We start from the raw sequence: 13,885 nt of genomic DNA on the forward strand, positions 1-13,885 counted from the left end.
GGCCCGTGTCACCCTGACTGCCCGACGACCTGGAGGAGACACCGTGCGCGCGATGGTCTACCGCGGCCCGTACAAGATCCGCGTGGAGGAGAAGGACATCCCGCGGATCGAGCACCCGAACGACGCGATCGTCAAGGTGCAGCTGGCTGCCATCTGCGGCTCCGACCTGCACCTCTACCACGGGCTGATGCCGGACACGCGGGTCGGGACGACCTTCGGCCACGAGTTCATCGGCGTCGTCCACGAGGTCGGGTCCTCGGTGCAGAACCTCACGCCGGGCGACCGCGTCATGGTCCCCTTCAACATCTCCTGCGGCTCGTGCTACTTCTGCTCCCGCGGGCTGCTGTCCAACTGTCACAACGTCAACCCCAACGCGACCGCCGTCGGCGGCATCTACGGCTACTCCCACACCACCGGCGGCTACGACGGCGGGCAGGCCGAGTACGTCCGGGTGCCCTTCGCGGACGTCGGACCGACGGTCATCCCGGACTGGATGGACGACGAGGACGCCGTCCTGCTCACCGACGCCGTCGCCACCGGCTACTTCGGCGCCCAGCTGGGGGAGATCCGCGAGGGGGACACCGTCGCGGTCTTCGGCGCCGGCCCCATCGGCCTCATCGCGGCCAAGACGGCGTGGTTCATGGGCGCGGCGCGGGTCATCGTCATCGACCACCTCGAGTACCGGCTGGAGAAGGCGCGCACCTTCGCCCACGCCGAGACGGTGAACTTCGCCGAGCTCGACGACATCGTCGTCCACCTCAAGCGCACCACCGACGGCCTGGGCGCGGACGTCGCCATCGACGCCGTGGGCGCCGAGGCCGACGGCAACCTCCTCCAGCACGTCACCTCGGCCAAGCTCAAGCTCCAGGGCGGCTCGCCCGTCGCGCTCAACTGGGCCATCGACGGCGTGCGCAAGGGCGGCACCATCTCCGTCATGGGTGCCTACGGGCCGATCTTCAGCGCCGTGAAGTTCGGCGACGCACTCAACAAGGGCCTCACCCTGCGGATGAACCAGGCCCCGGTCAAGCGGCAGTGGCCACGCCTGTTCGAACACATCAGGAACGGGCACCTCAAGCCGAGCGAGATCGTCACCCACCGCATCCCGCTCGAGCACATCGCCGAGGGCTACCACCTCTTCTCGGCCAAGCTCGACGGCTGCATCAAGCCCCTGATCGTGCCCAGCGCGAGCTGAGAGGAGACAGACATGAGCGAGCGCATCCCCGTCTACACCTCCGCCGCACCCCCGGTTCCGTCGGCCGAGGAGCTGCGTGCCCGCATCCCCGGGTGGGGCGTGGACCTCGACCCCGCGGACCGGCCGTCCTACCCCAAGGAGCGCGAGGAGCCCACCGGCGCGCACTGGGACCTGCCGGAGCAGCAGGAGGAGACCTACCCCCGCGAGCAGTCCATCGAGCACATGAGACTCACCCCCGTCTTCGGCACCGTGGCACCGCTGCACGGGCTGTCCGGCGCGATCCGCCGCTACGCCTACGAGCGCTTCAGCGAGGCCCGCGCCGCTCACTGGCTGCTGCTCATCGCCGGGGACCGGGTGGACGCGTTCGAGAGCCACGTGAGGTCCCTCGCGAGCGGCCGGCCCGACAACCCGGTCACCGAGACCGGCGTCGGGACCGAGCTCACGCACGACGGACTCTCCGCGCGCCGGGAGAGCAAGCGAGCGGACGTCAACCACCAGTGGATCGACCCGATCCTCGTCGCCGGACCCTGGGTGCTCGCCGGCGCCGCCGCGGTAGCAGGCGCGCGCCGCCTGCTGCGCGGCCCCAAGGACTGATCCGCCCCGGCGCGAAGGCCCCCACCGCTCGCGTCGCACCTCCCGCTCGTGCGTCGCCCCTTCCAACGCCTCGGGACGAGCGAGAGGTAGGACCCCAACGTTGCGGGCGGTCCCGGTCCGCGCGGTACGGTGCTGGGCGCCGCCGTGACCGGCGAGCGGCACGGGCGACAGGAAGCAGGCGGCGTGAGCCAGAGCTGGACGACGACCCCGATCACCACCGACGTGCTGCGCGGAGTCCTCGAGCTCGAGCGGGGCGCCCACGGAGTGGTGCCGCACCGGCTGCCGGCGTGGGCGCGGGCCCAGTGCGCCGACCCGCAGCTCCACCTCGCCGAGGGACAGCCGGCGGGCGCCCGGCTCGCCCTGCGGACCGCGGCCACCGCCGTCGAGCTGGACGTCCTGCCCACCCGTTACGGCTTCCGCGGTGCGCCGCCCCGGCCCGAGGGAGTCTTCGACCTCCTCGCGGACGGCGTCCTGGTGGCTCAGTCCGTCGCCCCCACGGCCACCACCGTGACCATCGACACGACCACCGGCGCCACCGAGCACCGGCCCGGCGAGGTGGGCACCGTGCGCTTCACCGGCCTGCCGGCAGGGGACAAGGACCTCGAGCTGTGGCTGCCCCACAACGAGGCGGTCGAGCTCGTCGCGCTGCGCACCGACGCCCCGGTCCGGCCCGCCACGGGAAGCGGACGGCCGGTGTGGCTGCACCACGGCAGCTCGATCAGCCACGGCTCCAACGCCGAGCACCCCACCGGGACCTGGCCGGCGCTCGTCGCGCTCGGCGCGGGTCTCGACCTCCTCAACCTCGGGTTCAGCGGCAGCGCCGTGCTCGACCCCTTCGTCGCACGGACGATGCGCGACACCACGGCGGACCTGCTCAGCGTGAAGATCGGCATCAACGTCGTCGGCGGGGACGTCATGCGCCGCCGCGTCTTCGGGCCGGCGGTCCACGGCTTCCTCGACACCCTGCGCGACGGGCACCCGACCGCGCCGCTGCTCGTCGTCTCCCCGCTGCACACCCCGATCCACGAGGACACGCCCGGCCCCGGCGCGTTCGACATGGAGGCGATGGCCGCCGGCCGGACGGCCTTCCGCGCCACCGGCGACCCGGCCGAGGTCGCCGCCGGGAAGCTCACCCTCGCCGTCGTGCGCGAGGAGCTCAGCGCGATCGTCGCCCAGCGGGCGGCCACCGACCCCCACCTGTTCTACCTCGACGGGCGTGAGCTCTACGGGGCCGGCGACTACGCGCAGCTGCCGCTGCCGGACGAGCTGCACCCCGACGGCGCCACCCACCGCCGCATCGCTGAGCGCTTCCGCGCCCGGGTCCTCGGCGGTGCGTGGGGTGCACGCAACCCGTAACAACTCAGCTCTCGGCGGGAGGGAGGCCCCTCCCTTGCCAGCCCCTCCCTCGGCGGGAGGGAGGCCCCTCCCTTGCCAGCCCCTCCCTCGGCGGGAGGGAGGCCCCTCCCTCGCCAGCCCCTCCCTCGGCGAGAGCTGAGTTGATCCTGATCGGTGGTCAGGCGCCGGCGTAGGCGTCCAGCTCGGCGAGGTACCGCTCGCGCTCCCGGCCGCTGAGCCAGGCGATGTCGAAGGAGTTGCGGGCCAGCCGGGCGAGCTGCTCGCGGCCCAGCCCGGCGACCTCGGCGAGGCGCTCGTAGTTCTCCGCCACGTAGCCCCCGAAGTAGGCGGGGTCGTCGGAGTTGATTGTCACCTTGACGCCCTGCTCCAGCAGGCCGACGATCTCGGTCTCCTTGACGCCGTCGACCACCCAGCCGTTGGAGATCGGGCAGCACGTGAGGCCGAGGCCGCGCTCCTGGATGGCCGCGACGAGCTCGGGACGCTCGAAGGCGTTGGAGCCGTGGTCGATGCGGTCCACCCGGATGTCCTCGATGACCTGACGGATGTGCTCGTGGGTGCCCTCCTGGTCGATGTCGCAGTGCATCGTCAGGAGGTAGCCCTCCTGACGGGCGCGGGCGAAGACGGCGGCGAACTTCGCCGGCGGGTTGCCGCGCTCGTCGGAGTCCAGGCCCACGCCGAGGATCCAGTCCCGGTAGGGGAGGGACTCCATGAGGGTGCTCATCGCGTGCTCGGCGGTGAAGTCGCGCAGGAAGCACATGATGAGCTCGGCGTGGATGCCGAGGTCGCGGCGTGCGTCGACCAGCGCCCGGCGCAGGCCACCGACGACCGTCGCGAACGGCACACCTCGGGAGGTGTGCGCCTGGGGGTCGAAGAAGATCTCGGCGTACCGCACGTTCTGGCTCGCCGCCTTGGTGAGGTACGCCGTCGCGAGGTCGTAGAAGTCGTCGGCGGTGACGAGCACCCGCATCGAGTCGTAGTAGACCGTGAGGAAGGAGGCGAGGGAGTCGAAGTCGTAGGAGGCACGCACCTCCTCGGCGGAGGAGTGCTCGAGCTCGATCCCGTTGCGCTGGGCGAGCGCGAACTTCAGCTCGGGCTCCAGGGTGCCCTCGATGTGCAGGTGCAGCTCGGCCTTCGGCAGGCCGGCGATGAAGTCCTGCAGCTCGCTCGTCACGGTCACGCGTGTGCTCCTCTGTCGGTCCGGTGCCCGGCACGCTCGGCCGGCGCACCCGGCAGGCTACCGGGCGTCTGCAGCAGTGGGGCAACCCTGGCCGACAGCGCCGCCCGGTGACACATGGGCACCTCTTCCCATCGCCAGGCAGCGAGCCACCGCGGCATGCTGGCCCGGCGGGCGTCTGGCACCCCGCCCAGCGGGCAGCGGCCCGCGTGGTTCTCGACACGGGAGCGCCCATGGCTGACCTGCGGATCGATCTCGCCGCGCTACGTGCGCTCGGCGCCGACCTCACCGTGGCCCGAGCACGATGAGGGCCCGCACCGCGCCATGCTCGGCCCTCCGGCTGCCATGACGCGCGTCGAGGAGCTGGAGTTCGCCCGTCCCGTCGTCGTGTTCGACGGCGGGACGCCCTACTGGCACCTCGTCGAGGCGCTCGGGACGCTGCCGCTCACCTCCGACGGCATCAGTGCCTTCATCCGCTACGAGGACGAGGTCGCCACCCGGTACGGCTACGTGGTCTCGCGCTGGGTCACGCAGAACCAGGGGCAGCAGTACGCCGGCGTGCTCGTCTACTCGGTGCTGCCGACGGATCCCGGCGACGCCCCGGGACACCCGTCCGACGACCCTCGCTTCCGCGAGACGACCGAGGCCCACGCGACCACGCACGTGGAGGCGGCCCAACGGCTGGCCGGTCCCGCGAGCGACCCGCGCGGACGCGCGCTCTGGGCCGCGGCGGGACCCGGAGGACCGTTCGTGCCCGTCTCGGTCACCCCGTTCGGCCGGCCTCGCTCACGTCACCCTCGAGGCGGCGGGGCTCCTTCCACAGCGCACGGACCTGCTCCTCGCGGCCGAGGATCTGCCCGAGCGCCTCGCGGGCTCGCCCCACCCGGTCGCTGCGGACGTCTACGGCTACACCCACCGGACGCGCGAGAAGGTGGCCGCGCGAGTCGCAGCCCGGCGTGCGAGGCCGGCGGCGACTCTGCTGATCGGCACACTCGAGCAGTTCGACGCCGCAGGGGGCACCGGTGACCACCGTGGACGGCGAGGGGCGGTCCTCGACGCCGCCGGCCGCGGCGACCGCCGCCCCGGCCGAGCGGCGCAGCAGGAAGGCCCTCACCGGCCGGGGCCGCGCACGGCTCCGGGGCGGTGACGAGCTCGTGGGCGCCCGCACGCTCCGCGGGCTGAGCACCGTCGGGCCGTCCCCCCGCCGAGCGGGCACACTCGGCCCATGCGTGAGCTCGTCGTCCTCGGGACCGCCTCCCAGGTGCCCACCCGCACCCGCAACCACAACGGCTATCTGCTGCTGTGGGACGGGCGGGGCTACCTCTTCGACCCCGGCGAGGGCACGCAGCGCCAGCTGACCTACGCCGGCGTCTCGGCCACGCAGGTCCACCACATCTGCCTCACCCACGTCCACGGCGACCACTGCTACGGCCTGCCCGGCGTGCTGTCCCGGATGGTGCTCGACGGCGTCACCCACCCCGTCCACCTCCACTACCCGGCCGGCGGGGAGGAGACGGTCCGGGCGCTGGTGTCCGTCGCGACGCCCGGCCTGGACCTGCACCTCCACCCGCACGGGGCGGCCGGGGAGGTGGCGCCCGGGCTGGAGGTGCGGCCGCTGCACCACCGCGTGGAGACCTACGGCTACCGGCTCGTCGAGCCCGACGGGCGCACCCTGCTGCCCCACCGTCTCGCCTCCGCCGGTCTCAGCGGCCCGGACGTCGGGCGGCTGCAGCGGGAGGGACGGCTGGGCGACGTCACCCTCGAGGACGTGAGCGTGCCGCGACGCGGGCAGCGCTTCGCCCTCGTCATGGACACCGCGCCCTGCGCGGGAGCCGAGGAGCTGGCCGAGGGCGCCCACCTCCTCGTCGCCGAGTCGACCTTCGCCGACGAGGACGCCGAGCTCGCCCGCGAGTACCTCCACCTCACCGCCGGTCAGGCCGGGGCGCTGGCCGCCGCCGGCGGGGTGCGCACCCTCCTCCTCACCCACTTCTCCTCGCGGTACGCGGACCTCACGGTGCTGCGGGACCAGGCCGAGGCGACGGCGGGAGGTGCCGCCGTCGTCGTCGCCCACGACCTCGACCGGGTGCCGATGCCGCGGCGGCGCGAGGTCCGCCCGCCGTCGTGACGACGGCGGGCGGACCGGTCACCCGCTAGCCGAGCGGGCCGTAGAGCGCGGGGGAGGTGCGCGCCCCGGTCGCCTCCTCGAAGGAGAAGGCCAGGCCCAGCAGCGTGCCCTCGGCGTAGTCGCGGCCGAGCAGCTCGAGGTTGACCCCCGCACCGGGCACGGTGCCGTCCTCGGCGGTCGCCTGGCCCATGGGCACGCTCACCGCCGGCATCCCCGTGTTCGGGCTCAGGCGCAGGTTGGTGCCCTGCGTCCCGTAGGGCGTGCCGGTGGGGTAGACGAGGGCGTCGAGGTCGTGCTCCTCGAGGAGCCCGGTGACGAGCTCCTTGCCCTGCGCCAGCGCCAGCGTGTGGCTGCCCTCGGGGCCTGCCCACGCCTCGTAGGTCTCCTCGCTGATCGACGCGCGCTGCTCGTAGGTGCGCTGCCGCGAGACGACGTAGTGGCCCGTGGCGAGGATGTCCTCGATGGTGCGGGCCGTCACCTGCGGCGCGAGGTGGTTCTCGACGTAGTCCTCGAGGTCGTGACGGAACTCGTTGGTGCTGCCGCTCGGCTCGGACAGGACCGCGGCGAGGCCCTCCGGCGCCTCGAGCTCGACGACCGTGGCCCCCTGCTCCTCGAGCGTGGCCCGCGCCTCGGCGAAGAGGCGGACGGTCGTGGGGTTGGTGCCGACCATCGACGGGAGGTAGCCGATCCGGGCGCCGGCGAGGGCGTCGGCGTCGAGGGAGGCGGCGTAGGAGGCGGGCACCTTCCCGGCCTGTGCGGCGGTCGCCGGGTCGGCCGGGTCGACGCCGACGACGGCGTCCAGCGCCAGGGCGGCGTCGGTGACGCTGCGGGTGATCGGGCCCGCGGTGTCCTGGCTGAGCGCCAGCGGGATGATCCCGTCGCGGCTCACGAGCCCGACGGTCGGGCGCACGCCGACGAGCTGGTTGTAGGACGCCGGTACACGGATCGAGCCGCCGGTGTCCGTCCCGAAACCGATGCCGGCGAGGTTGGCCGCCAGCGCCGCGCCGGTGCCGCCGCTGGAGCCGCCGGCGGTGCGGCTCGTGCTGTACGGGCTGGCGACGAGCAACGTGGAGCCGGGCTCTGCACCCGCGGAGAACTCCGAGGCGAAGCCGTAGGCGAACTCGTCCAGGCTCGCCTTGGCGAGGATGACGGCACCGTCCTCACGCAGGCCCTCGACCATGAAGGCGTCGGTGCCGGTGAGGTTGTCCTCCCAGCACCCGCAGCCTCCGGTGGTGGGCATGTCACGGGTGTTGACGTTGTCCTTGACGGCCACCGGGACGCCGAGCAGCAGGCTCGTCATCCCCTCCTCGGCGCGCTCGGCGTCGGCGGCCGCCGCGGCGGCCAGGGCGCCGTCGTTCGTCGCGATGACCGAGTTGAGGGGCCGGCCTGCGGCCTCGGTGTCGAGGAGCGTGCGGTCGTAGGCGGCGATCCGCTCGAGGTACTCCTCGGTGATGGCCACGGACGTCGTCACGCCCGCGTTCATGGCCGCCTGCATGTCGAGGACCGAGGCCTCGACGAGCTCGAAGGGGCCGTCGTCGTAGACCATCCGCTGGGAGACGGCGGCGAGGTCGGCGACGGTGAGCGTGCCGTCGTCGTCGGTGTCGGCGACCTCGCCCCACTCGGTCGCGTCGGCGGGGGAGCCGAGGTGGTCGGCCACGAGGTCGAGGTCCGCCGGGGTCACCCGGCCGTCGCCGCTGAGGTCGAGCTCGGCGTAGAAGGGCGGCAGGACCAGCGTCTCGGCCTCGAGGGGCTGGGCCTGGGCGAGGGCGGCGCCGGTGACGACGAGCGCCCCGACGGCGGGGACGGCGGCGAGGGTGCGGCGGCGGGTGCTCACAGCGCACCTCCCGTCCGGCGGCGGAGCAGCACGGCGGCGCCGCCGAGCGCGGCCAGCACGGCCGCGGCCACGCCGAGCCCGCGGGCGTCGAGACCGGTGGACGGCAGCGAGCCGCCGCCCGAGGTGGGCGGTGCGGCGGTGGGTGCGGGCGCGCCGTCGTCGTCGGTGGGCGTGGGGGAGGGCTCCTCCGGTGCCGGGTCGGGCTCGGTGGGTGCCGGGTCCGGGTCGGTGGGCGAGGGGCTGGGGGTGGGCGCTGCGACGATCATCTCCGCGCTCGCCACGGCGGGCAGCGTCGTCGTCGTGCCGTCGGCGCCGACGAGCTCGACGGCCACCTCGACACTCGTCGTGCCGGCCCCGACGACGGTGAGCTCCACGCCCGCATCGAGGTCACCGGCGAGGGCGGGGGAGCTGCCGAGGCGGCTGTGGACGACGGTCACCCCGGCAGCGGTGGGCTCGGTGCTGTCGAAGCCGCCGCCCGGGCCCGTGACACTGTCGGGGACGACCGCCAGGACGTCGGGGTCGGCCTCGACGGTGAGGGCGTAGGCGTAGACGTCGACCGTGTCCCCGAGCTCGAGCCCGAGGCTGATCGTGTCCCCGACGGTCGCGGTGGCGGGCACGGTGAGGCTGAGACCGGTGGTCTCGGGCGCGGCGAGCGCGGGGGCGGCGCTGAGCACGAGCACGCCGGCGCACAGGGGCGCGGCGATCGCTGCTCGGCGTGGGCGAGGTCTGGGTGGCATGGTCCTGCCTTCCGGGTCGACGTCATCGGCGCAGCCGCGCTGCGCTCCAGGCGCGACGGTAGGCAGCACGTGTTTCGTCCAAGGGTGCTGGACGTTACCGCTGCGTTTCCCGCTCCGGAAGGGGCAGCGGGCGGCGCCGTCAGGTCACTCGCAGCCCACGCCGTCGCCGTCGCGGTCGAGGTGGCGACCGTAGCCGGGGTCGCCCGCGTGGACGGGTGCGGCGCCTGCCTCTCGGGCCGCGCTGCAAGAGGCGTAGGAGACGTCGTCGTCGGGTGCGGTCGGGGTGCCGGGCACGGGTGACGTGACCGCCGAGGCGGCGTCCCCGGTAGGAAGGGGCTCCTGCGGGCAGTCGCCGAGCACCCGCACCATGGCGTCCTGCTCGGCCTGGGTCACCCACAGACCGTAGGCGTGCTTGACGCCCACCTGGCGGGCGACGTAGGCGCAGCGGAAGGAGCGGTCGGGCGGCAGCCAGGTGGCGGTGTCGCCGTCACCCTTCTGCGCGTTGAGCGGACCGTCGACGGCGAGGAGGTTGAGCGGGTCGTTGGCGAAGCGCACGCGGGTGTCGGTGTCCCACTGCTGCGCGCCCTTCTGCCAGGCGTCCGACAGCGCGACGACGTGGTCGACCTGGACGGCGGTGCTCGTGTCGTTGCCGCGGACGAAGGCGATCGTCTCCCCGCTGAACGGGTCGGCCAGGGTGCCGGAGGTGACGACGCAATCGTGGGTGCCGGGGCGGTAGGTGAGGTCGGTGAGGTCGCGGGCGAGGATGTCGTTGCGGGTGTCGCAGCCGTTGCGGTCGGTGTCGACCCAGCCGCTGCCGAAGAGGTCGCGCGCGTAGCCGGTGCGCGGCGCGCGGCCCTTGACCTCGAGCTCGCGGGCGGCGGCGAGCGCGGCCGCCGGCGCACCCGCCTCGGGCGTCTGCTCGGGCGTCGTCGCCGGCTCGGGGGACGGGGAAGGCGGCTCGGTCGTGACCGGCTCCCGGCCGGACGCCGACGCGCGCGGCGCAGGCTCCTCGGCGGTGCTCGGCGCGGGGGACGGCACGGCGACGGGCCCGGCCGGTCCGGCCACCGCACCCCCCGCGAGAGCAACGACGACGCCGATCCCGAGGACCGCACCGAGACCGCGCCGACCGAGCGCGCCGGCCCCGCCGCGCCGGCGCAGCAGCGCCCAGCCGGCCGTGAGGACGAGGTACAGGCCCCCGACGACGAGCGAGCCGGCCGGCTCCCCCCCCGAGGGCGGGGAGGACGAGCGCAAGGGCGAGCCCCACGAACCAGAGCGTCGGGACCCGGGACGCGGCGGTCGGGGCAGGGGGGCGCGCGTCGTCCACGGGCTCGCTCTCACGCAGGGGGTGACCGACGGGGCGTCAGGTCGGCAGGTGTCGACCCAGTATCGGCCGGTCCGCACGCCCGGTGAGGCAGCGGCGCGCCGGGTCAGGGCGCCGGCAGCAGGGGGAGGAGCTCCTCCCAGACCGCCCGGAGGATGTCGTTGGCCACGCCCTCGTGGTGCGCGGTGATCGTGACGACCGCCCGCTGCCGTGGCAGGACCACCGAGAACTGCCCGTACTTGCCGTCGGCCCGCCAGGCGTCCTCGACCGTGCAGCGCCACACCTGGTAGCCGTACCCGACCGTCGACTCGGGGTCGGGGAAACCCTCGGTCGGGACGACGTCGGTGTGCATCGCGGCGACGAAGTCCGCCGGGACGAGCTGGTCGTCCTCCCAGCGGCCCTCCTGGAGGAGCAGCTGCCCGAGGCGTGCGAGCTCGCTGGTGCGCAGCTGCAGGCCCACCGCTCCCAGGCTGTACCCCTGCGGGCAGCGCAGCCACTGCGGGTTGCCGATGCGGAGCGGGTCGAAGAGGCGGGGCACGAGGTAGTCGCGCAGGTCCTGCCCGCTCACGGCCTGGACGATGCGTCCCAGCACATAGCTGCAGGCGTTGCTGTAGGCGAACCGCTGCCCGGGAGGGGAGAGCAGCTCGGCGGTGAGGAACGAGCCGAGGAGGTCCGGCTCCTCCCCGCGGACCGGTGTGTGCCAGGCGGAGGAGGTGCCGCTCGTCATCTGGAGCAGGTGACGCACCGTCACGAGCTCCACCCCGTCGGCGTGCGGCGCCCCCGGGAAGAAGCCGACGACGGCGTCGTCGAGCCCGAGCAGGCCCTCCGCCTGTGCCATCCCCACGGCGACGGCGACGAAAGTCTTGGACGCCGAGTAGACCTCGACGGTGTCGTCGCTGCGGAACCGGTGCTCGACCGGCTCGTGCCCCTCGCGGTGCAGGTGGATGCCGTAGACCCCGAGGTTGCGCTCGGCGTCGCGCAGGCGGAAGCCGGTGAGCAGGGCGGCGTCGGTCATCGGTGTCCTCGCTTCGTCGGGTCGCGGTGCGGCCCACTGTACGGACCAGCGGCTAGGGTCGGTCCCATGGCAGTCGTCGGAGCACATGTCGACCAGACCGACCCGATCGCCGAGGCACAGGCCCGCGGCGCGGACGCGGTGCAGCTCTTCCTCGGGGACCCCCAGGGCTGGAAGGGGCCGGAGGTCCGTTACGCCGGTGGTGCCGAGGCCCTGCGGGCGGCGGCGGCCGCGGCCGGCGTCGCCCTCTACGTCCACGCCCCCTACGTCCTCAACGTCGCGACGACGAACAACCGCATCCGCATCCCCAGCCGCAAGCTCCTGCAGAAGCAGGTCGACGCGGCGGCCGAGATCGGTGCCGCCGGGATCATCGTCCACGGTGGGCACGTCCTGGCCGCGGACGACCCCGCCGTCGGCTTCGACAACTGGCGCAAGTGCATCGACCAGCTCGACGCCAAGGTCCCCGTGCTCATCGAGAACACCGCGGGCGGCACCCGCGCCATGGCGCGCGGCGTGGAGCGGCTCGAGCGGCTGTGGGCCGCGGTGATGGAGGCCGACGGCGGGGCGGACGTCGGCTTCTGCCTCGACACCTGCCACGCCTACGCCGGTGGCGAGGAGCTGGCGGGGCTGGTCGAGCGGGTGCGGGCCGTCACCGGCCGCATCGACCTCGTCCACGCCAACGACAGCCGTGACACCTTCGACTCCGGCGCCGACCGGCACGCCAACCTCGGCCAGGGCAGCCTCCCGCTCGAGGACCTCGCCGCGCTGCTGCGCGAGGCAGGAGCGCCGGTGGTCGTCGAGACGCCCGGCGGCGCCGAGGAGCACCGCACCGACATCGCCTGGGTGCGCGAGCAGCTCGGCTGACGAGCTGCTCCCGGGGCGAGGACGGGGACGTACCGCGTCAGCCTCGGCGTGCCTGGCGGTAGCGGCGGATGAGGGCGTTGGTCGAGGAGTCGTGGGTGAGCTCGGGCTCCTCGTCGGCACCGAGCTCGGGCCCGATCGCCTTGGCCAGCACCTTGCCCAGCTCCACGCCCCACTGGTCGAAGGAGTTGATCCCCCACACGACGCCCTGGACGAAGACCTTGTGCTCGTAGAGCGCGACGAGCTGGCCCAGCACCGCGGGCGTGAGCCGCGGGGCCAGGACGAGGGTCGTGGGAGAGTTCCCCGCAAAGGTCTTGTGCGCGACGAGCTCCTCGGCCGTCCCCTCCGCCCGGACCTCCTCGGCGGTCTTGCCGAAGGCCAGCGCCTCGGCCTGGGCGAGGAGGTTGGCGGTGAGCTGGTCGTGGTGGCCGGGGACGTCGTCGGCGGGGTGGACGAAGCCGATGAGGTCGGCCGGCACCGTCTGGGTGCCCTGGTGGATGAGCTGGTAGAAGGCGTGCTGGCCGTTGGTGCCGGGCTCGCCCCACACGACCGGCCCGGTCTGCACGGAGACGGGCGCGCCGTCCAGGGTGACGGACTTGCCGTTGGACTCCATGTCCAGCTGCTGGAGGTAGGCGGGGAAGCGGGAGAGGTACTCACTGTAGGGCAGCACCGCATGGGTGGCGCAGCCGCGGAAGTTGCGGTGCCAGACCCCGATGAGGGCGAGCAGCGCCGGGAGGTTGCGCTCGAGCGGAGCGGTGCGGAAGTGCGTGTCCATCGCGTGGAACCCGGCGAGCATGTCGCGGTAGTGGCCGGGGCCGATGGCGATCATGAGGGAGAGCCCGACGGCGGAGGTCATCGAGTACCGGCCGCCCACCCAGTCCCAGAACCCGAACATGTTCGCCGTGTCGATGCCGAACTCGGCGACCTGCTCGGCGTTCGTCGACACCGCGACGAAGTGCTTGGCGACGGCGGAGCGGTCACCGAGGGCGGCGACGAGCCACTCGCGGGCGGTCGTCGCGTTGGTGATCGTCTCGATCGTCGTGAAGGTCTTGGACGCGACGACGAAGAGCGTCTCCTCGGGGTCCGCGGCGGCGAGGACGGGGGCGATGTCGTCGCCGTCGACGTTGGAGACGAACGCGCTGGTGATGGCCGGGTCCGCGTAGGGGGCGAGGGCGACCGTGGCCATCTTCGGTCCGAGGTCCGAGCCGCCGATGCCGATGTTGACGACTCGGGTGATGCGCCGGCCGGTGTGGCCGCGCCACTGCCCGCTGCGGACCTGCCCGCTGAAGGCGGCCATCCGGTCGAGGACGTCGTGGACGTCGGCGACGACGTCCTGGCCGTCGACGACCAGCTCGGTGCCACGGGGCGCGCGCAGCGCCGTGTGCAGCACGGCACGGTCCTCGGTCGTGTTGATGTGCTCGCCGCGGAACATCGCCTCGACCCGCTCCGGCACGCCGGCCGCGCGCGCGAGGTCGGTGAGCAGCCGCAGCGTCTCGTCGGTCACCCCGTTCTTGGAGTAGTCGACGTACAGGTCGCCCACCTCGACGGCGAGTCGCCCACCGCGCTCCGGGTCGGCGGCGAAGAGCTCGCGCAGGGTGGTGCCGGACGTCGCGGCGGCATGCTCCTCGAGGGCGGCCCACTGCGGCGTGGTCGAGATGTCGTGTGGCTGGGACACAGCT

At 73.7% G+C, this 13,885-nt stretch carries 12 protein-coding genes; 5 read left to right on the plus strand and 7 right to left on the minus strand.

Annotation, left to right across the window (positions count from 1 at the left end; all coding sequences use genetic code 11):
• Positions 1-43 precede the first annotated feature (43 nt).
• From DSZ44_RS03465 to DSZ44_RS03475, 3 genes are all read left to right on the plus strand, one after another.
• Positions 44-1,192 (plus strand): zinc-dependent alcohol dehydrogenase, encoded by a 1,149-nt coding sequence (locus DSZ44_RS03465; RefSeq protein ID WP_110851154.1) that lies wholly within the window; start codon positions 44-46, stop codon positions 1,190-1,192.
• Positions 1,193-1,204: 12 nt separating this feature from the next.
• Positions 1,205-1,786 (plus strand): hypothetical protein, encoded by a 582-nt coding sequence (locus tag DSZ44_RS03470; RefSeq protein WP_110851155.1) that lies wholly within the window; start codon positions 1,205-1,207, stop codon positions 1,784-1,786.
• Positions 1,787-1,969: 183 nt separating this feature from the next.
• Positions 1,970-3,142, plus strand: coding sequence for a GDSL-type esterase/lipase family protein (locus DSZ44_RS03475; protein ID WP_110851156.1), 1,173 nt, complete (start codon positions 1,970-1,972; stop codon positions 3,140-3,142).
• Positions 3,143-3,299: 157 nt separating this feature from the next.
• Here DSZ44_RS03475 and DSZ44_RS03480 read toward each other — a convergent pair whose 3' ends face one another.
• Together DSZ44_RS03480 and DSZ44_RS18185 are read right to left on the minus strand one after the other, a co-directional pair.
• Positions 3,300-4,319, minus strand: a complete 1,020-nt coding sequence (locus DSZ44_RS03480; RefSeq protein ID WP_220035069.1) for an adenosine deaminase — start codon at positions 4,317-4,319, stop codon at positions 3,300-3,302.
• A 760-nt stretch (positions 4,320-5,079) separates the two neighbouring features.
• Positions 5,080-5,232 (minus strand): hypothetical protein, encoded by a 153-nt coding sequence (locus DSZ44_RS18185; protein ID WP_181424519.1) that lies wholly within the window; start codon positions 5,230-5,232, stop codon positions 5,080-5,082.
• A 309-nt stretch (positions 5,233-5,541) separates the two neighbouring features.
• Here DSZ44_RS18185 and DSZ44_RS03490 point away from each other — a divergent pair, with 309 nt between their 5' ends.
• Positions 5,542-6,441 (plus strand): ribonuclease Z, encoded by a 900-nt coding sequence (locus DSZ44_RS03490; protein WP_110851158.1) that lies wholly within the window; start codon positions 5,542-5,544, stop codon positions 6,439-6,441.
• A gap of 25 nt (positions 6,442-6,466) precedes the next feature.
• Here the strand turns inward: DSZ44_RS03490 and DSZ44_RS03495 are convergent, their stop codons facing one another.
• The 4 genes from DSZ44_RS03495 to DSZ44_RS03510 all read right to left on the minus strand — a co-directional run bounded on the left by DSZ44_RS03495 (position 6,467) and on the right by DSZ44_RS03510 (position 11,348).
• A complete protein-coding gene (locus DSZ44_RS03495) occupies positions 6,467-8,275 on the minus strand; it encodes an amidase family protein (RefSeq protein ID WP_110851159.1) in 1,809 nt (602 codons plus the stop codon).
• Entirely contained in the window at positions 8,272-9,012 is a 741-nt protein-coding gene (locus DSZ44_RS03500; protein ID WP_146237465.1) for a cohesin domain-containing protein, read from the minus strand. Before DSZ44_RS03500 ends, DSZ44_RS03495 begins: the two co-directional genes overlap by 4 nt.
• Before the next feature lie 144 nt (positions 9,013-9,156).
• On the minus strand, positions 9,157-10,263 hold the full coding sequence (locus DSZ44_RS03505; RefSeq protein ID WP_258369184.1) for a GmrSD restriction endonuclease domain-containing protein: 1,107 nt from the start codon (positions 10,261-10,263) through the stop codon (positions 9,157-9,159).
• Between the two features lie 176 nt (positions 10,264-10,439).
• Entirely contained in the window at positions 10,440-11,348 is a 909-nt protein-coding gene (locus tag DSZ44_RS03510) for a serine hydrolase domain-containing protein (RefSeq protein WP_110851161.1), read from the minus strand.
• 66 nt (positions 11,349-11,414) lie between these two features.
• Between DSZ44_RS03510 and DSZ44_RS03515 the strand changes: the two genes are divergently transcribed.
• The gene (locus DSZ44_RS03515; RefSeq protein WP_110851162.1) at positions 11,415-12,209 is read left to right on the plus strand and encodes a deoxyribonuclease IV; all 795 of its coding nucleotides are present in this window, start codon (positions 11,415-11,417) and stop codon (positions 12,207-12,209) included.
• A gap of 37 nt (positions 12,210-12,246) precedes the next feature.
• Here DSZ44_RS03515 and pgi read toward each other — a convergent pair whose 3' ends face one another.
• Positions 12,247-13,881, minus strand: a complete 1,635-nt coding sequence (pgi, locus tag DSZ44_RS03520; RefSeq protein ID WP_110851163.1) for a glucose-6-phosphate isomerase — start codon at positions 13,879-13,881, stop codon at positions 12,247-12,249.
• Between the last annotated feature and the right edge of the window lie 4 nt (positions 13,882-13,885).

The organism is Georgenia satyanarayanai (genome assembly GCF_900116375.1).
GTDB lineage: Bacteria > Actinomycetota > Actinomycetes > Actinomycetales > Actinomycetaceae > Oceanitalea > Oceanitalea nanhaiensis.